Raw genomic sequence first — 17648 nt, 5'->3', positions numbered from 1 at the left:
CCGGGGGATCCCGGTTCCCGCGAGCGGATTCCGCGACGACGGGCGGCGTCCCGGGGCACTCGACCGGGTGCCCGCGTGGGCGACGGCGCTGCTCTCAGGTCCCCGCACGTAGACTCGGCACGGACTTTGTGAACTCACGCACAAGGAGCGGGGATGACGACTCCCAGCCGCCGCAAGGCAGGCGAGGACGCCGAGGTGATCGTGGTCGGCGCGGGTCCGGCGGGCTCGACCGCGGCCACGTACCTGGCCCGCGCAGGTCTGGACGTGTTGCTGCTGGAGAAGTCCAAGTTCCCCCGCGAGAAGGTCTGCGGCGACGGGCTGACGCCGCGCGGCGTCAAGCAGCTGGTCGACCTCGGCATCGACACCCGCGAGGAGGCCGGCTGGTTGCACAACCGGGGTCTGCGGGTGGTCGGCGGCGGCGTCACGCTGGAACTGGACTGGCCGGACCTCGCGACCTTCCCGCCCTACGGCGTGGTCCGCCCGCGCCAGGACTTCGACGAGATGCTCGCCAAGACCGCGCAGCAGGCGGGTGCCCGGCTGTTCGAGCAGACCACGGTCACCGGCGCGATCACCGAGCACGGCCGGGTCGTCGGCGTCACCGCCAAGACCGGGCCGGACAAGCGCGAGGTCACCTACCGGGCTCCGATCGTGATCGGCTGCGACGGGGTGTCGGCGCGGCTGGCGCTCAGCGTCGGCATCCAGAAGGACGACGCGAAGCCGATGGGCGTCGCGGTCCGCCGCTACTACGCGAGCCCGCGCACCAAGGACGACTACCTCGAATCCCACCTGGAGCTGTGGGACCGCGAGAACGACGTGCTGCTGCCCGGCTACGGCTGGATCTTCGGCATGGGCGACGGCACGGTGAACGTCGGCCTCGGCATCCTGAGCACCTCCAAGGCGTACGGGACTACGGACTACCGAGCCCTCCTGAAGTCGTGGCTGGACGGCACGCCCGAGGAGTGGGGTTTCCGCGAGGAGAACGCGACCGGCAAGATCGGCGGCGCGGCGCTGCCGATGGGGCTCAACCGCAAGCCGCACTACCGCGACGGCCTGCTGCTGGTCGGTGACGCGGGCGGCATGGTGAACCCGTTCAACGGCGAGGGCATCGGCTACGCGATGGAGTCGGCGCGGATCGCGGCCGAGTGCGTCGTGCAGGGGCTGGCCCGCACCGGTCCGAGCCGGGAGCGCGCGCTGCACGGCTACCCGGTGCGCATCGAGCAGGCGCTGGGCAGCTACTTCCGGATGGGGAACCTGTTCAGCCGGCTGATCGGCAACCCGACCATCATGCGGACCGCGACGAAGTACGGTCTACCTCGCAAAACGTTGATGAAACTGGTGCTGAAGCTGCTGGCGGGCCTTTACGACCCGAAGGACGGCGACTCGTTCGACCGCATCATCACCGCCGCCACGAAACTCACCCCAACGGCCTAATCGGGCTCCGCTGACCGTCGCAGCACCGGCTTCTGAGCCGGTGCTGTTTCGTTTTCGGTGTGCCCCCGTTCACCCCAGGGCCGCAAAGCTGTTGATCTGCACCGAGTAAGACCAGGTCAGAGGGTGTAAAGGGGGTGCCCGTGACGCCTGAGTGTGACGTTCTACACTGGCCCTCAGGTCTTGTGAATCAGTTCACAACCGGCTGAGATGCCTTGTGAAGTGTTTCACAAGCGACCTGCGGAAAGTTAGGTGCGCCTAACTTCCGGAGGGGCCAAGAACACCCCATAGGGTGCGCAACGGTCGGCGGTGCACCACCACCGCGACACGCGAGGAAAGGACGACGGAGAGTGCTGGACCCTTACCTCCCCCTCGTATTGATGTTCGCCCTCGCCGGCGCCTTCGCCCTGTTCTCCGTGACGGCCGCGCCGTACATCGGCCCCCGCCGCTACAACAAGGCGAAGCTCGACGCCTACGAGTGCGGCATCGAGCCGTCACCGCAGCCCGTGGTGGGCGGTGGCCGGATGCCGGTCGCCTACTACCTCACGGCGATGCTGTTCATCCTGTTCGACATCGAAATGGTGTTCCTCTACCCGTTCGCGGTCTCCGCGGACCGGCTGGGCCTGTTCGGCCTGGTGGAGATCGCACTGTTCGTCGCGACGGTCGGCTTCGCGTACGCCTACGTGTGGCGGCGCGGCGGCCTCGACTGGAACTGAGGGGGAAGACCCGTGGGTCTCGAAGAGAAGCTCCCGAACGGCATCCTGCTCGCCAGCGTGGAGAAGCTGGTCAACTGGACCCGCAAGTCCTCGCTCTGGCCGGCGACGTTCGGTCTGGCCTGCTGCGCCATCGAGATGATGACCACCGGCGGTCCGCGCTACGACCTGGCGCGGTTCGGCATGGAGGTCTTCCGCGCGTCTCCGCGCCAGGCCGACCTGATGATCGTCGCGGGCCGGGTGACCAACAAGATGGCCCCGGTGCTGCGCCAGATCTACGACCAGATGCCCGAGCCGCGCTGGGTGCTGGCGATGGGCGTGTGCGCGTCCAGCGGCGGGATGTTCAACAACTACGCGGTGGTGCAGGGCGTGGACCACGTCGTGCCGGTCGACATGTACCTGCCGGGCTGCCCGCCGCGGCCGGAGATGCTGATCGACGCGATCCTCAAGATCCACGCGAAGATCATGGACGAGCCGCTGGGGGCGACGCGGGCCGCGCTGCTGGCCGAGCAGGGCCACACGACGGACCTGATGCCGTCCTCCCAGCGCTTTGCGAAGAAGTGAGCGAGCGATGACCCAGCCTGGTGACGAGCACTCCAGCGCCGAGCGCGCCGTAGAGGGCCTCGAACCGAACGGGACCGACCTGAACGGCGCGGAGGCGAGCGCGCCGATCGTGGCCGGCACGGCCCGCAAGGGCATGTTCGGCGTGGCCGGTTCCGGCGACACGTCGGGCTTCGGCGGCCTGCGGCTGCCCGCGCACGTGGCCGCGCCCAGTGAACGCCCCTATGGCGGCTGGTTCGACGAGGTCGCCGACGAGCTGCTGGCCGCGCTGCACGAGAAGGGCCTGCCCGCCGACACGGTCCAGCAGATCACCGTGGACCGCGGCGAGATCACGTTCTACCTGCGCCGCGAGCACCTGGTGGAGGTGGCCCGGGTGCTGCGCGACGACCCGGCGCTGCGCTTCGAGCTGTGCAGCTCGGTGTCCGGTGTGGACTACGGCGAGGCCGCGCCGCAGCGGCTGCACTCGGTCTACCACCTCACCTCGATGACCTACCGCCGGCGCATCCGCCTGGAGGTCGCGGTCGACGTCGAGGACGCGCACATCCCCAGCGTGGTCTCGGTGTACCCGACCGCGGACTGGCAGGAGCGCGAGACCTGGGACATGTTCGGGATCGTCTACGACGGTCACCCGGGCCTGACCCGGATCCTCATGCCGGACGACTGGGACGGCCACCCGCAGCGCAAGGACTACCCGCTCGGCGGCATCCCGGTGGAGTACAAGGGCGCGGAGATCCCCCCGCCAGACCAGAGGCGGTCCTACTCATGACCGAACGTCTTTCCGACGTCACGACCGGCACCGACACGTCCGCGGCCGGCAGCGACAGCGACCCGTACGCCGGCGCCGGCGACCCGTACGCCAGTTCCCGCCAGACGACCGAGGGCACCGTCTACACGGTGACCGGCGGCGACTGGGACGAGGTGCTGGCCGACGCGGCGGGCGACGAGCGCATCGTCATGAACCTGGGGCCGCAGCACCCGTCGACGCACGGCGTGCTGCGCCTGGTGCTGGAGCTGGAGGGCGAGACCGTCACCCAGGCCCGCAGCGTCATCGGCTACCTGCACACCGGGATCGAGAAGAACCTGGAGTACCGCAACTGGACCCAGGGCGTCACGTTCGTGACGCGCATGGACTACCTGGCCCCGCTGCACAACGAGGCGGCCTACTGCCTCGCGGTGGAGAAGCTGCTGGGCGTCACGGTCCCGGAGCGCGCGCAGACGATCCGCGTGCTGCTCATGGAACTCAACCGGATCAGCTCGCACCTGGTCGCGCTGGCGACCGGCGGCATGGAGCTGGGCGCGCTGACCGGCATGACCGCGGGCTTCCGCGAGCGCGAGGAAGTCCTGCACCTGCTGGAGTTCCTGACCGGTCTGCGGATGAACCACGCGTTCATCCGGCCCGGCGGCCTGGCGCAGGACCTGCCGGTCGACGCGCCGCAGAAGATCCGGGACTTCATCAAGGTGATGGACTCGCGGCTGCCGGACTACGACAAGCTGCTCACCGGCCAGCCGATCTGGCGCAACCGGCTGGAGGGCATCGGCTACCTGCCGGTGGACGCCTGCCTCGCGCTGGGCATCACCGGCCCGATCCTGCGCTCCGCGGGCCTGCCCTGGGACCTGCGCAAGATCGAGCCGTACTCGGGCTACGAGAACTACACCTTCGACGTGCCGACCGCGAACGAGGCGGACTCGTTCGCCCGCTACCGGCTGCGGGTGGAGGAGATCCACCAGTCGCTGCGGATCGTCAAGCAGGCGGTGGACCGGCTGGCGCCGGGCCCGGTCATGGTGGAGGACGCCAAGATCGCGTGGCCCGCGCAGCTCACCATCGGCGCGGACGGCATGGGCAACTCGCTGGAGCACGTCCGCAAGATCATGGGCCAGTCCATGGAGTCCCTCATCCACCACTTCAAGCTGGTGACCGAGGGCTTCCACGTGCCGGCCGGCCAGGTGTACGTGCCGATCGAGTCGCCGCGCGGCGAGCTGGGCTACCACGTGGTCTCCGACGGCGGCACCCGGCCGATGCGCGTGCACGTGCGCGAACCCAGCTTCGTGAACCTCCAGTCGATGCCCGCGATGTGCGAGGGCGGCATGGTCGCCGACGTCATCGCGTCGGTGGCCTCGATCGACCCGGTGATGGGTGGTTGTGACCGATGACGCAGACCCAGGAAACCCCGAACCAGGCCGGCACCGAGGTGTTCGGCGAGGACACGGTGGCCCGCGCGCGCAACCTGATCGCGCGCTACCCGCAGTCCCGGTCGGCGCTGCTGCCGATGCTGCACCTGGTGCAGTCGGTCGAGGGGTACGTCAGCCAGGCGGGCATCACGTTCTGCGCCGACCAGCTCGACCTGACCAACGCCGAGGTCAGCGCGGTCGCGACGTTCTACACCATGTACAAGCGCCGCCCGTGCGGCGAGCACCTGGTGAGCGTCTGCACGAACACGCTGTGCGCCGCGCTGGGCGGTGACGCCATCTACGCGAAGCTGCGCGAGCACCTGGGCGCCGACGGCAAGCCGCTGGGCCACGAGGAGACCTCGGGCGAGCCGGGCGCGCCGGGTTCGATCACGCTGGAGCACGCCGAGTGCCTGGCGGCCTGCGACCTGGCCCCGGTGCTCCAGGTGAACTACGAGTTCTACGACAACCAGACCCCGCAGCAGGCGCTGGAGCTGGTGAAGTCGTTGCAGGCCGGGGAGAAGCCGCACCCGACGCGGGGCGCGCCGCTGACCGACTTCCGGCAGGCCGAACTCCAGTTGGCGGGTTTCTTCGAGGGCCGGGAGGCGGACCTGGACGGCCCGTCCGCCGCGCCCGAGACGGTGCGCGGCGCGGCGCTGGCCGCGGACCGGGGCTGGACCGCGCCGGCGACGCCGGAGAACGCCGAGTTCCCCGCCCTGCCGGAAAAGAAGTAGGGGGAGGCACCGATGGTCGACCAACTGACTCCCGTCCTCACCAAGCGCTGGCTGTCGCCGCGCTCGTGGACGCTGAAGACCTACGAGCAGCTGGAGGGGTACACGGCGCTGCGCAAGGCGCTGACCGCCCACCCGGACCAGCTGATCCAGCAGTGCAAGGACTCCGGGCTGCGCGGTCGCGGTGGCGCGGGCTTCCCGACCGGCCTGAAGTGGGGCTTCATCCCGCAGGGCGACGGCAAGCCGCACTACCTGGTGATCAACGCCGACGAGGGCGAGCCGGGGACCTGCAAGGACATCCCGCTGATGATGGCGGACCCGCACTCGCTGATCGAGGGCATCATCATCACCTCGTACGCGATCCGGGCGAACTTCGCCGCGATCTACGTGCGCGGCGAGGTGCTGCACTGCATCCGCCGGCTCAACGCCGCCGTGCAGGAGGCGTACGCGGCGGGCTACCTGGGCAAGGACATCCTCGGCTCCGGGTTCGACCTCGACGTGGTCGTGCACGCGGGCGCGGGCGCCTACATCTGCGGCGAGGAGACCGCTCTCCTGGACTCGCTGGAGGGCAAGCGCGGCCAGCCCCGGCTCAAGCCCCCGTTCCCCGCGACCGCCGGCCTCTACGCCTCGCCCACCGTGGTGAACAACGTCGAGACCATCGCGTCGGTTCCCTACATCGTCAACGGCGGCGCGGACTGGTTCCGCAGCATGGGCCGCGAGCGGTCGCCGGGCCCGAAGATCTACTCGCTGTCCGGCCACGTCGAGCGGCCCGGCCAGTACGAGGCCCCGATGGGCACCACGCTGCGCCAGTTGCTGGAGATGGCCGGCGGCATGAAGGACGGCGTCCCGCTGAAGTTCTGGACGCCCGGCGGCTCGTCCACCCCGCTGTTCACCGCCGAGCACCTCGACGTCCCCCTGGACTTCGAGGGCGCGGCGGAGGCCGGGTCCATGCTGGGCACCACGGCGTTGCAGATCTTCAACGAGACGGTGTCCGTGCCGTGGGCGGTCATGAAGTGGACCGAGTTCTACAAGCACGAGTCGTGCGGCAAGTGCACGCCGTGCCGCGAGGGCACCTACTGGCTGGTGCAGATCCTCCAGCGGATGAACCGCAACGAGGGCACCGCCAGTGACATCGAGACGCTGCTGGACATCTGCGACAACATCCTGGGCCGGTCGTTCTGCGCGCTCGGCGACGGCGCGGTCAGCCCGATCACCAGCGGTATCAAGTACTTCAAGGACGAGTTCCTGGCCCTGTGCGACCGGAACGCGTCCAAGAGCAACGAAGCCGCGGCCCTGGCAGGAGCAAGCGCATGACGATCGCGCCTGACAAGACGACCGAGCTGGTGGTGCCCGAGGGGCACGTCAAGCTCGTCATCGACGGCCTGGAGGTCGTCGCGCCCAAGGGCGAACTGCTGATCCGCACCGCCGAGCGGCTCGGCATCGTCGTGCCCCGGTTCTGCGACCACCCGCTGCTGGACCCGGCGGGTGCGTGCCGGCAGTGCCTGGTCGAGGTGGAGATGGGCGGCCGGCCGATGCCGAAGCCGCAGGCGTCGTGCACGATGACCGTGGCCGACGGCATGGTGGTCAAGACCCAGCTGACCTCGCCAGTGGCGGACAAGGCGCAGCAGGGCGTGATGGAGCTGCTGCTCATCAACCACCCGCTGGACTGCCCGATCTGCGACAAGGGCGGCGAGTGCCCGTTGCAGAACCAGGCGCTCAAGCACGGCCGCGCGGACTCCCGGTTCCACGAGCACAAGCGGACCTTCCCGAAGCCGATCGCGATCAGCACGCAGGTGCTGCTGGACCGCGAGCGGTGCGTGCTGTGCCAGCGCTGCACCCGGTTCTCCGCGCAGATCGCGGGCGACCCGTTCATCGAGCTGCTGGAGCGCGGTTCGCAGCAGCAGATCGGTGTGGCGCAGGAGAAGCCGTTCCAGTCCTACTTCTCCGGCAACACCATCCAGATCTGCCCGGTGGGCGCGCTCACCTCGGCCGCCTACCGGTTCCGGGCGCGGCCGTTCGACCTGGTGTCCACGCCGAGCGTGTGCGAGCACTGCTCGTCGGGCTGCGCGGAGCGCACCGACTGGCGGCGCGGCAAGGTGCAGCGCAAGCTGGCCGGCGACGACCCCGAGGTCAACGAGGAGTGGATCTGCGACAAGGGCCGCTTCGCCTTCCGCTACGCCACCGCCGACGACCGGATCACCCGGCCGCTGGTGCGCGACCGGGAGTCCGGCGAGCTGCGCGAGTCGTCGTGGACCGAGGCGCTGCAGGCCGCCGCGGCCGGGCTGGCCAAGGCGCGTGACGGCAAGGGCGCGGCGGTGCTGGCCGGTGGCCGGCTGACCGTCGAGGACGCCTACGCGTACTCGAAGTTCGCCCGGATCGCGTTGCGCACCAACGACGTCGACTTCCGGGCCCGCCCGCACTCGGCGGAGGAGCTGGAGTTCCTCACCTCGTCGGTGCTGGGCACGACGCCGGCCGACGGCGTGACGTTCCGGGGCATCGAGGCCGCGCCCGCCGCGCTGCTGGTCGCGTTCGAGCCCGAGGAGGAGGCGCCGATCGTCTTCCTGCGGCTGCGCAAGGCGGCCCGCGCGAAGAAGACCAAGGTGTTCCACCTGGGCCAGTTCACCTCGCCCGCGGTGGAGAAGACCTACGGGACGCTGCTCGCGTGCGTGCCCGGCGGCGAGCCGGCCGCGCTGAACGCGCTGCCCGAGCACGCCGCCGACGTGGTGGACGAGCTGGCCAAGCCGGGCTCGGTGATCCTGGTCGGCGAGCGCGCCGCCGAGGTGCCGGGCCTGTTCTCGGCGGTCGTCGCGCTGGCCGAGCGGACCGGGGCGAAGATCGCCTGGATCCCGCGCCGGGCCGGTGAGCGGGGCGCGCTGGAAGCCGGTCTGCTGCCCACGCTGCTGCCCGGCGGCCGGCTGGTGTCCGACGCCGCCGCGCGCGCCGAGGTCGAGCGGGCGTGGGGCCTGGACGCGGGCGCGCTGCCCGCGACCGCCGGCCGCGACACCGGCGCCATCCTGGTCGCCGCCGCGAGCGGCGGGCTGGACGCGCTGGTGGTCGGCGGGGTCGACCCGTTCGACCTGCCGGACCCGGCGCTCGCCGAGCGCGCACTGGACCTGACCGGTTTCGTGGTGAGCCTGGAGCTGCGGCACAGCGCGGTCACCGCGCACGCCGACGTCGTGCTCCCGGTGGCCCCGGCGGTGGAGAAGGCGGGCAGCTACCTCAACTGGGAGGGCCGGCACCGCCCGTTCCCGCTCACCCTGGAGGGCACCGGCGCGCTGCCCGACGGCCGGGTGCTGGACACCCTGGCCGTCGAGATGGACGCCGACCTGTTCACCCAGACCCCGGCCGCCGCGGCCGCGGACTTCGAACGGCTGGGCCGGGGCGCGCTCAGCGCCGCCGCGCCGAGCGTGCCCGCGCCGCTGCTGTCCCAGCCCAAGGCCGGGCAGGCCGTGCTGGCGACCTGGCGGCGGCTGCTGGACAACGGCTCCGCGCAGGACGGCGAGCCGAACCTCGCGGGCACGGCCCGGCCGGTGGTCGCGAAGCTGTCGGCGGCCACCGCGCGGCACCTCGGTGTCGAACTCGGCGGCCTGATCACCGTGTCGACCGACCGGGGCGAGGTGTCGCTGCCGGTCGAGGCGGCCGACCTGCCCGACGGCGTGGTGTGGCTGCCCGGCAACTCCGGCGCGGTCACCGTGCGGCGCAACCTGGCCGCCGGCCACGGTTGCGTGGTGGCCGTGGCGAACGCGCAGGGAGGCAAGGCATGAACACCGGACAGTTGCTCGCCGACGACCCGGTCTGGCTGGTGCTGATCAAGGTCGTGGGGATCTTCGCGTTCCTGGTCGTCATGACCCTGTTCATGATCAACTGGGAGCGCAAGGTCGTCGCCCGGATGCAGCAGCGGCCCGGCCCCAACCGGGTCGGCCCCAACGGCTGGCTCCAGTCCCTCGCGGACGGCCTCAAGCTGGCGTTCAAGGAGGACATCCGCCCGGTCCTGGCGGACAAGTGGGTGTTCTTCCTCGCCCCGGTGATCTCCTGCATCCCCGCGTTCGTCGCGTTCTCGGTGATCCCGCTCGGCGGCAAGGTCTCGATCTTCGGCGAGGAGACCGCCCTCCAGCTGGTCGACCTGCCGGTGGGCGTGCTCGTCGTGCTCGCCTGCTCCTCGCTGGGCGTCTACGGCATCGTGCTGTCCGGCTGGGCCTCCGGCTCGCCGTACCCGCTGCTGGGCGCGCTGCGCTCGGCCGCGCAGGTGATCTCCTACGAGATCGCGATGGGCCTGTCGATCGTCGCCGTGGTGATGAGTTCGCACTCGCTGTCCACCGCGGACATCGTGGGCAGCCAGTCCGGCACGATCGCGTGGGGCGCGCTACCGGCGTGGAACGCGATCCTGCTGCCGGTCAGCTTCGTCATCTACGTCATCTCCATGGTCGGCGAGACCAACCGCGCCCCGTTCGACCTCCCCGAGGCCGAGTCGGAGCTGGTCGGCGGGTTCCACACGGAGTACAGCTCGCTGAAGTTCGCGCTGTTCTTCCTCGCCGAGTACGTGAACATGGTGACCGTGTCGGCGCTGGCCACCACGCTGTTCCTGGGCGGCTGGCAGTTCCCGTTCGTCGGGCCCGACCACGTGCTCAACTCCAACGGCTGGCTCGGGCTGATCTGGTTCGTGATCAAGACCCTGGGCTTCCTGTTCCTGTTCATCTGGCTGCGCGGCACGCTGCCCCGCCTGCGCTACGACCAGTTCATGCGGCTGGGCTGGAAGTTCCTGGTCCCGATCGCGCTGTTCTGGTTCGTCGCGGTCGCCTTCACCCGCTACTTCAACCTGGAGCGCGAGGCCGACCGGCTGAGCACGGGCGTGCTGCTCGCGGTCTTCGGCGTGGTCCTGGCGGTGATCGTGCTGATCGCGTTCCTGCTGCCCGACCAGCGGGTGCAGCGCGACCCGAACGCCGTGCCGGTCACCGGCGGCGGGTTCCCGGTGCCGCCGCTCGACCTGCAAGTGCCCAAGTCGCCGCCGCGCCGGCAGGTCCCCGTGGCGCAACTGCCGTCCACGGACGCCGACGGCGATCGGACAACCGCGCCCGCGACAGCGAGTGTGTCAGCTAAGGAGGCCGGCGATGGGGATGCTTGATCCCGTCAAGGGTTTCGGGGTCACCTTCGGGACGATGTTCAAGAAGGTCGTCACCGAGGAGTACCCCGAGGTCAAGAAGGTCACCGCACCCCGGTTCCACGGGCGCCACCAGCTCAACCGGCACCCGGACGGGCTGGAGAAGTGCGTCGGCTGCGAGCTGTGCGCGTGGGCGTGCCCGGCGGACGCGATCTTCGTCGAGGGCGGCGACAACACCGAAGAGGCGCGGTTCTCGCCCGGCGAGCGGTTCGGCGCCGACTACCAGATCAACTACCTGCGGTGCATCGGCTGCGGCCTGTGCATCGAGGCGTGCCCGACCCGTTCGCTGACCATGACGAACGAGTACGAGCTGGCCGACGACGACCGGCAGAAGCTGATCTTCACCAAGGAGGACCTGCTCGCCCCGCTGCTGCCCGGCATGGAGCAGCCGCCGCACCCGATGCGGCTGGGCGAGCACGAGCAGGACTACTACGTCGACGGGCCGCGGCTGGCCGCCGAGCAGCAGGCGCGGGAGGCCGGGCGATGATGCTGTTGCTCCAGCCCGAGGACGCCGCCCGGGTGGTCGACGTCGTCACCACGGGCGAGGCCGTCGCGTTCTGGGTCCTCGGCCCGCTGGCCCTGGCCGGCGCGCTGGGCATGCTGTTCGCCCGCAACGCCGTGCACTCGGCGCTGTGGCTGGTGCTCACGATGCTCAGCCTGGGCGTGCTCTACATGGTCCAGCAGGCGCCGTTCCTCGGCTTCGTGCAGATCATCGTCTACACCGGCGCGATCATGATGCTGTTCCTGTTCGTGCTGATGCTGGTCGGCCGGGACAGCTCGGACTCGGTGGTCGAGGTGCTGCGCGGGCAGCGGCTCGCGGCGAGCGTGCTCGGCGTCGGCTTCGCCGGCCTCGTGGTCGGCTCGCTGGCGCGCGCGCTGACCGACGTCGAGCCGGTGGGCCTGGCCCAGCAGAACACCCAGAACGGCGGCAACGTCGCGAACATCGGCGAGGCCCTGTTCACCGACTACCTGTTCCCGTTCGAGCTGACCTCGGCGCTGCTGATCACCGCGGCGGTCGGCGCGATGGTGCTGGCGTTCACCCAGAACGTCGGCAAGGACCGCAAGAAGACCCAGAAGGAACTGGTCGAGGAGCGCTTCCGGGGCGACCGGGTCGGCTCGCTGCCCGGCCCCGGCGTGTTCGCCACCGCCAACTCGGTGGCCACGCCCGCCCTGCTGCCGGACGGCTCGGTCGCCTCCGAGTCGCTGTCCGAGCTGATCGAGACCACCGCCAAGGAGACCCTGGACGGCGACGTCGCCGAGGTCTCGGGCACCGGCCACCAGGCCGACGCGCACGCCCTCAAGGGGGACCAGTCGTGACCGCGCGCCTCACCGGGACCACCCGGCCCGCCGGGTTCCTGCGGCTCACCGTGCGCTCGGCGGTCGGCGCCGCCCGGTTCGCCGAGCGGGCCTCGGCCCGTCCCGCGGTCCGGCTCGGCAGGCTCGGCGCCGTGCCGGCGAACGCCCGTGCGATCGAGGGAGCGCAGTCGTGACCCCCACCTACTACCTGCTGCTGTCCGCCCTGCTGTTCAGCCTCGGCGCGGTGGGCGTGCTGGTGCGGCGCAACGCCATCGTCGTGTTCATGTGCGTGGAGCTGATGCTCAACGCGGTGAACCTGAGCCTGGTCACGTTCGCCCGGATCAACGGCGCGCTCGACGGCCAGGTCATGGCCTTCTTCGTGATGGTCGTCGCCGCCGCCGAGGTCGTGGTGGGCCTGACGATCATCATGGCGATCTTCAAGACGCGTCGCTCGGCCTCGGTCGACGATTCCAACCTGCTGAAGTACTGAGAGGTCACCGGTGACGGAACCTGTTGCCGCCAGCGGGATCGGCGGTCTCGCCTGGTTGTTGTTGGCGTTGCCCGCGTTCGGCGCGGCGGTGCTGCTGATCGGTGGCAAGCGCACCGACAAGTGGGGCCACCTGCTCGGCTGCGCGACGGTCATCGCCGCGTTCGGCTACGGCGTGGCGCTGTTCTTCGACACGATCGCGCAGACCGGCGAGCGGACCAGTGAGCTGCACCTGTTCGACTGGGTGTCGGTCAACGCGCTCAACGTCGAGTTCGCGCTGCGCCTGGACCCGCTGTCGCTGACGTTCGTCCTGCTGATCACCGGTGTCGGCGCGCTGATCCACATCTACTCGATCGGCTACATGGCGCACGAGGCCGGGCGGCGGAAGTTCTTCGGCTACCTGAACCTGTTCGTCGCCGCCATGCTCCTGCTGGTGCTGGGCAACGGATTCGTGACCCTGTACTTCGGCTGGGAGGGCGTCGGTCTGGCCTCCTACCTGCTGATCGGCTGGTACCAGCACAAGCCGGAGGCCGCGTCCGCGGCGAAGAAGGCGTTCCTGATGAACCGGGTCGGCGACCTGGGTCTGGCGATCGCGATCTTCATCCTGTTCAAGGAGCTGGGCACCACCCAGTACACCGAGGTGTTCGCCCGGGTCGGCGAGCTGTCGCCGGCCACGGTGACCGCGGTGACGCTGCTGCTCCTGCTCGGCGCGTGCGGCAAGTCCGGCCAGTTCCCGCTCCAGGCGTGGCTCCCGGACGCGATGGCGGGCCCCACCCCGGTGTCCGCCCTGATCCACGCGGCGACCATGGTCACCGCCGGCGTCTACCTGATCGCCCGGTCGAACCCGATCTACAACCTCTCCGGCGACGGCCGGCTGGTCGTCATGTGCATCGGCGCGTTCACGCTGATCATCGGGTGCATCATCGGCTGCGCGTACGACGACTTCAAGAAGGTCCTGGCGTACTCGACGGTCTCCCAGATCGGCTACATGATCCTGGCCGTGGGTCTGGGCCCGGTCGGCTACGCGCTGGGCATCATGCACCTGCTCACGCACGGCTTCTTCAAGGCCGGGCTGTTCCTCGGGGCCGGTTCGGTCATGCACGGCATGAACGACGAGGGCGACATCCGCCGGATGGGCGGCCTGTGGCGCAAGATGCCGGTCACCTTCGTCACCTGGACGCTGGGCTACCTCGCGCTGATCGGCTTCCCGTTCCTGTCCGGCTACTTCTCCAAGGACGCCATCATCGCGGCGGCGTTCAGCGAGCACGGCTGGCGCGGCTGGGTGTTCGGCGGCGCGGCGGCGCTGGGCGCGGGCCTCACCGCGTTCTACATGACCCGCCTGCTGTTCCTGGTGTTCCTGGGCAAGGCCCGGTGGACCGACCTGAAGTCCGCGGACGGCCGCGACTACCACCCGCACGAGTCGCCGCTGTCGATGACGGTGCCGATGATCGTGCTGGCGGTCGGCTCGGTCGGCGCGGGCGCGTTCTTCGCCTCCGGCGACAACCTGGCCGGCTGGCTCGCCCCGTCGCTGGGCGAGTTGCAGGAGCAGCACGGCGTGCTGGACCACACCGTGGTCAACTTCCTGGTGCTCGGCCTGTCCGCGCTCGGCGTGCTGGTGGCGTGGCTGCTGTTCGGCCGCAAGCCGCAGCCGGTGCAGCGGCCGGCGCGGGTGTCGTTCCCGGTCCGCGCCGCGCGCGCCGACCTGTACGGCAACGCGCTCAACGAGGCGCTGTTCGCGCGGCCGGGCACCTGGCTCACCCGCGCGCTGGTCTTCGTGGACAACAAGGGCGTGGACGGCCTGGTCAACGGGTCGGCCGCGCTGCTCGGCGGTAGCTCGGGCCGGCTGCGCAGGCTGCAGACCGGCTTCGTGCGCTCCTACGCGCTCTCCATGCTCCTGGGTGCGATCTTCGTCCTGGGCGCGCTGCTGATGGTGAGGTTCTCGTGAGCTGGACGCTGATCGCGCTGCTCCTGCTGCCCCTGGTGGGCGGCGTGGTGGTGGCCTTCCTGCGGGGCAACGACCGGCTGGCCAAGGTGGTCGCGCTGGCCGTGTCGCTGGTCGAGCTGGCGGTCGCGGTGGTCGCCTGGGTCGGCTACGACACGTCGTCGACCGAGCGGCTCCAGCTGACCAGCTCGGCCGACTGGATCCCGTCGTTCGGCGTGCACCTGTCGTTCGGCGTGGACGGCATCGCGCTGGTCATGATCGCGCTGATCGCCTTCCTGGTGCCGGTCGTCATCGGCGGCTCGTGGGCGGACAAGCTGCCCGAGGGCCGCAGCGCGGGCGGGTTCTTCGCGCTGCTGCTGGTCATGGAGACCGGCATGGTCGGCGTGTTCGCCGCCACCGACGTGTTCCTGTTCTACGTGTTCTTCGAGGCCGTGCTGGTCCCGATGTACTTCCTGATCGGCCGCTTCGGCGGCCCGAACCGGCAGTACGCGGCGATGAAGTTCTTCCTCTACTCGCTGCTCGGCGGCTTGGTCATGCTCGCGTCGGTGATCGGCGTGTACGTGGCCGCCGCCGACAAGCTCGGCTCCGGCACGTTCGACTGGGCGACGCTGGTCACGGTCACCCGCGAGCTGCCGCTGTCGCACCAGATCTGGCTGTTCCTCGGGTTCTTCGTCGCGTTCGCGATCAAGGCCCCGCTGGTGCCGCTGCACACCTGGCTGCCCGACGCCGGTGCCGAGGCGCCGGTCGGCGCGGGCGTGCTGCTGGTCGGCATCCTGGACAAGATCGGCACGTTCGGCTTCCTGCGCTACTGCCTGCCGCTGTTCCCGCTGGCCAGCCAGGAACTCGCGCCGCTGGTGCTGGTGCTGGCCGTGGCGGGCATCCTGTACGGCTCGCTGCTCGCGGTCGGCCAGTCCGACCTCAAGCGGTTCGTCGCCTACACCTCGATCGCGCACTTCGGCTTCATCGCGCTGGGCATCTTCGCCTTCAGCTCGCAGGCCGGTGCCGGCGCGGTGCTCTACATGGTCAACCACGGCATCTCGACCGGCATGCTGTTCCTGGTCGTCGGCATGGTGATGGCCCGCGGCGGGTCCCGCCTGATCGAGGACTACGGCGGCATGGCGAAGCTGACGCCGGTGCTCGGCGGCCTGTTCTTCGTGGCCGGCCTGTCGTCGCTGGCGCTGCCCGGCACCAACTCGTTCGTCAGCGAGTTCCTGGTGCTCGTCGGCTCCTACCCCAACCAGCCGGTCTACACGATCCTGGCCGCGCTGGGCATGGTGCTGGCCGCGCTCTACATCCTGTGGCTCTACCAGCGGGTGTTCCAGGGCCCGGTGCGCGGCACGGCGCTGATCGGCGCGACCGGCGGTCCCGGCGCGACGGTCGACCCGGAGCGCGCCCCGGTGAAGGACCTGGACAAGCGGGAACTGGCGGTGCTCGCGCCGCTGGTCGCGCTGATCCTGGTGCTCGGGTTCTACCCGAAGCCGGTGTTGGACGTGATCACCCCGTCCGTCGGGGCGACGCTCAGCGAGGTCGGGGTCGCGGACCCGGTCACGCAGGAAGGCAAGTGACGTGGAGACGTTCCTCGCTCAGACCCAGCGGCTCCAGGCCCCCGAGATCGACTACCTCGCGGTCGCGCCGATCCTGATCGTGCTCGGCGCGGCGTGCTTGAGCGTCCTGGTCGAGGCGTTCCTGCCCAAGCCGCAGCGGTGGTCCGGCCAGGTCGTGCTGACCATGCTCACGCTGGTCGCCGCGGGCGGCACGCTGGCCTGGTACGGCAGCTCCTCGGACACGCCCGCGCAGGGCAAGGTCACCCTCGCCGGCGCGATCGCTATCGACCAGCCGGTGATCTTCCTGTGGGGCACGCTGCTGCTGCTCGGCTTCGGCGCGGTGCTGCTCATCGCGGACCGCTCGGTCGAGCCCGGCGGCGCGTTCGTCGCCGACGCGGCCATCCGGCCCGGCACCGTGCAGGACCGCGCCCAGGCGGGCCGGTTCGGGATGCAGACCGAGGTCTTCCCGCTGACGCTGTTCGCGCTCGGCGGCATGATGGTCTTCGTCGCCTCGAACGACCTGCTGACCATGTTCATCGCGCTGGAAGTCCTGTCGCTGCCGCTGTACCTGATGTGCGGCCTGGCCCGCCGCCGTCGCCTGCTCTCGCAGGAGGCCGCGGTCAAGTACTTCCTGCTCGGCGCGTTCGCGTCGGCGTTCTTCCTCTACGGCGTGGCCCTGCTCTACGGCTACTCGGGCTCGGTCAAGCTCGCCGACATCGCCACCGCGACCGCCGGCACCGACCGCTCCGACACGCTGCTCTACGCGGGCTTCGGCCTGCTGGTGGTCGGCCTGCTGTTCAAGGCGTCGGTCGGCCCGTTCCACGCCTGGACCCCGGACGTCTACCAGGGCGCGCCGACCCCGGTCACCGCGTTCATGGCGGCGTGCACGAAGGTCGCCGCGTTCGGCGGCATCCTGCGGGTGCTGTTCGTGGCGTTCGAGAAGTCGAGCTGGGAGTGGAACGGCGTGCTGTGGGGCGTGGCGATCGCGTCCATGGTCATCGGCGCGGTGCTCGGCCTCACCCAGACCGACGTGAAGCGGATGATCGCCTACTCGTCGGTCGCGCACGCGGGCTTCCTGCTGGTCGGGTCCATCACGCTGACCAGCGAGGGCCTGTCCGGCACGATGTTCTACCTGATGGCCTACGGCTTCACCACGATCGCCGCGTTCGGCGTGGTGTCGCTGGTCCGCAACGCCGACGGCGAGGCCACCCACCTGTCGCAGTGGGCGGGGCTGGCCAAGCGCTCGCCGATCACCGCCGCGGTGTTCACGTTCCTGCTGCTCGCCCTCGCGGGCATCCCGCTGACCAGCGGGTTCATCGGCAAGTTCGTGGTGTTCGCGGCGGCGATCCAGAGCGGCATGGCGCCGCTGGTGGTGATCGCCCTGATCGCGTCGGCGGTGGCGGCGTTCTTCTACCTGCGGGTCATCGTGCTGATGTACTTCAGCGAGCCCGCGCCGGACGGCCCCACGGTGAGCGTGCCCGGCGCGTTCACCACCGTGGCCATCACCATGGGCGCGGCGATCACCCTCGTGCTGGGCGTCTGGCCGGCTTTCGCCCTCGATTGGGCGGGTGCCGGCGGGTTCGCCTTCTAGCGGTACGTAGGCTTCAGGCGTGACCAGTAGC

At 70.3% G+C, this 17648-nt stretch carries 16 protein-coding genes; all 16 read left to right on the top strand.

The window, feature by feature from the left end; translation table 11 throughout:
- Positions 1-153: 153 nt before the first annotated feature.
- Positions 154-1431: a geranylgeranyl reductase family protein gene (locus AC0HI0_RS32115; protein WP_480927221.1), complete on the top strand. Its 1278-nt coding sequence runs from the start codon at positions 154-156 to the stop codon at positions 1429-1431.
- 347 nt (positions 1432-1778) lie between these two features.
- Positions 1779-2144: an NADH-quinone oxidoreductase subunit A gene (locus AC0HI0_RS32110; RefSeq protein WP_480927220.1), complete on the top strand. Its 366-nt coding sequence runs from the start codon at positions 1779-1781 to the stop codon at positions 2142-2144.
- 12 nt (positions 2145-2156) lie between these two features.
- Positions 2157-2705 carry a NuoB/complex I 20 kDa subunit family protein gene (locus AC0HI0_RS32105; protein ID WP_480927219.1) on the top strand — a complete coding sequence of 183 codons (549 nt, stop codon included), beginning with the start codon at positions 2157-2159 and terminating at the stop codon, positions 2703-2705.
- 79 nt (positions 2706-2784) lie between these two features.
- Positions 2785-3468, top strand: coding sequence for an NADH-quinone oxidoreductase subunit C (locus AC0HI0_RS32100; RefSeq protein ID WP_480934439.1), 684 nt, complete (start codon positions 2785-2787; stop codon positions 3466-3468).
- The gene (locus AC0HI0_RS32095; protein WP_480927218.1) at positions 3465-4853 is read left to right on the top strand and encodes an NADH-quinone oxidoreductase subunit D; all 1389 of its coding nucleotides are present in this window, start codon (positions 3465-3467) and stop codon (positions 4851-4853) included. The genes AC0HI0_RS32100 and AC0HI0_RS32095 overlap by 4 nt, the downstream gene beginning before the upstream one ends.
- Positions 4850-5602 carry an NADH-quinone oxidoreductase subunit NuoE gene (nuoE, locus tag AC0HI0_RS32090; protein WP_480927217.1) on the top strand — a complete coding sequence of 251 codons (753 nt, stop codon included), beginning with the start codon at positions 4850-4852 and terminating at the stop codon, positions 5600-5602. The genes AC0HI0_RS32095 and nuoE overlap by 4 nt, the downstream gene beginning before the upstream one ends.
- A gap of 12 nt (positions 5603-5614) precedes the next feature.
- Positions 5615-6913: an NADH-quinone oxidoreductase subunit NuoF gene (gene nuoF, locus AC0HI0_RS32085; protein WP_480927216.1), complete on the top strand. Its 1299-nt coding sequence runs from the start codon at positions 5615-5617 to the stop codon at positions 6911-6913.
- A complete protein-coding gene (locus AC0HI0_RS32080) occupies positions 6910-9363 on the top strand; it encodes an NADH-quinone oxidoreductase subunit G (protein WP_480927215.1) in 2454 nt (817 codons plus the stop codon). Before nuoF ends, AC0HI0_RS32080 begins: the two co-directional genes overlap by 4 nt.
- Positions 9360-10721: an NADH-quinone oxidoreductase subunit NuoH gene (gene nuoH / locus AC0HI0_RS32075; RefSeq protein WP_480927214.1), complete on the top strand. Its 1362-nt coding sequence runs from the start codon at positions 9360-9362 to the stop codon at positions 10719-10721. The genes AC0HI0_RS32080 and nuoH overlap by 4 nt, the downstream gene beginning before the upstream one ends.
- Positions 10708-11244, top strand: coding sequence for an NADH-quinone oxidoreductase subunit NuoI (gene nuoI / locus AC0HI0_RS32070; protein WP_480927213.1), 537 nt, complete (start codon positions 10708-10710; stop codon positions 11242-11244). The genes nuoH and nuoI overlap by 14 nt, the downstream gene beginning before the upstream one ends.
- Positions 11241-12074: an NADH-quinone oxidoreductase subunit J gene (locus AC0HI0_RS32065; protein ID WP_480927212.1), complete on the top strand. Its 834-nt coding sequence runs from the start codon at positions 11241-11243 to the stop codon at positions 12072-12074. The genes nuoI and AC0HI0_RS32065 overlap by 4 nt, the downstream gene beginning before the upstream one ends.
- A complete protein-coding gene (locus AC0HI0_RS32060) occupies positions 12071-12247 on the top strand; it encodes a hypothetical protein (protein ID WP_480927211.1) in 177 nt (58 codons plus the stop codon). The genes AC0HI0_RS32065 and AC0HI0_RS32060 overlap by 4 nt, the downstream gene beginning before the upstream one ends.
- A complete protein-coding gene (gene nuoK / locus AC0HI0_RS32055; protein ID WP_015105349.1) occupies positions 12244-12543 on the top strand; it encodes an NADH-quinone oxidoreductase subunit NuoK in 300 nt (99 codons plus the stop codon). Before AC0HI0_RS32060 ends, nuoK begins: the two co-directional genes overlap by 4 nt.
- A 10-nt stretch (positions 12544-12553) precedes the next feature.
- A complete protein-coding gene (nuoL, locus tag AC0HI0_RS32050) occupies positions 12554-14485 on the top strand; it encodes an NADH-quinone oxidoreductase subunit L (RefSeq protein ID WP_480927210.1) in 1932 nt (643 codons plus the stop codon).
- Positions 14482-16047: an NADH-quinone oxidoreductase subunit M gene (locus AC0HI0_RS32045; protein ID WP_480927209.1), complete on the top strand. Its 1566-nt coding sequence runs from the start codon at positions 14482-14484 to the stop codon at positions 16045-16047. The genes nuoL and AC0HI0_RS32045 overlap by 4 nt, the downstream gene beginning before the upstream one ends.
- A 1-nt stretch (position 16048) precedes the next feature.
- The gene (gene nuoN / locus AC0HI0_RS32040) at positions 16049-17617 is read left to right on the top strand and encodes an NADH-quinone oxidoreductase subunit NuoN (protein WP_480927208.1); all 1569 of its coding nucleotides are present in this window, start codon (positions 16049-16051) and stop codon (positions 17615-17617) included.
- Positions 17618-17648 lie beyond the last annotated feature (31 nt).

The sequence above is a fragment of the Saccharothrix sp. NBAS 001 genome, from assembly GCF_056640475.1.
Note: the sequence above shows the minus strand (reverse complement) of the source record. Positions and strands in the feature narration are given on the sequence as shown.

What these genes read in the sequence shown, in the direction of transcription:
- AC0HI0_RS32115 (WP_480927221.1), top strand. Translation starts at nt 154, where the DNA reads ATGACGACTCCCAGCCGCCGCAAGGCAGGCGAGGACGCCGAGGTGATC.
- AC0HI0_RS32095 (WP_480927218.1), top strand. Translation starts at nt 3,465, where the DNA reads ATGACCGAACGTCTTTCCGACGTCACGACCGGCACCGACACGTCCGCG.
- nuoE (WP_480927217.1), top strand. Translation starts at nt 4,850, where the DNA reads ATGACGCAGACCCAGGAAACCCCGAACCAGGCCGGCACCGAGGTGTTC.
- nuoF (WP_480927216.1), top strand. Translation starts at nt 5,615, where the DNA reads ATGGTCGACCAACTGACTCCCGTCCTCACCAAGCGCTGGCTGTCGCCG.
- AC0HI0_RS32080 (WP_480927215.1), top strand. Translation starts at nt 6,910, where the DNA reads ATGACGATCGCGCCTGACAAGACGACCGAGCTGGTGGTGCCCGAGGGG.
- nuoH (WP_480927214.1), top strand. Translation starts at nt 9,360, where the DNA reads ATGAACACCGGACAGTTGCTCGCCGACGACCCGGTCTGGCTGGTGCTG.
- nuoI (WP_480927213.1), top strand. Translation starts at nt 10,708, where the DNA reads ATGGGGATGCTTGATCCCGTCAAGGGTTTCGGGGTCACCTTCGGGACG.
- AC0HI0_RS32065 (WP_480927212.1), top strand. Translation starts at nt 11,241, where the DNA reads ATGATGCTGTTGCTCCAGCCCGAGGACGCCGCCCGGGTGGTCGACGTC.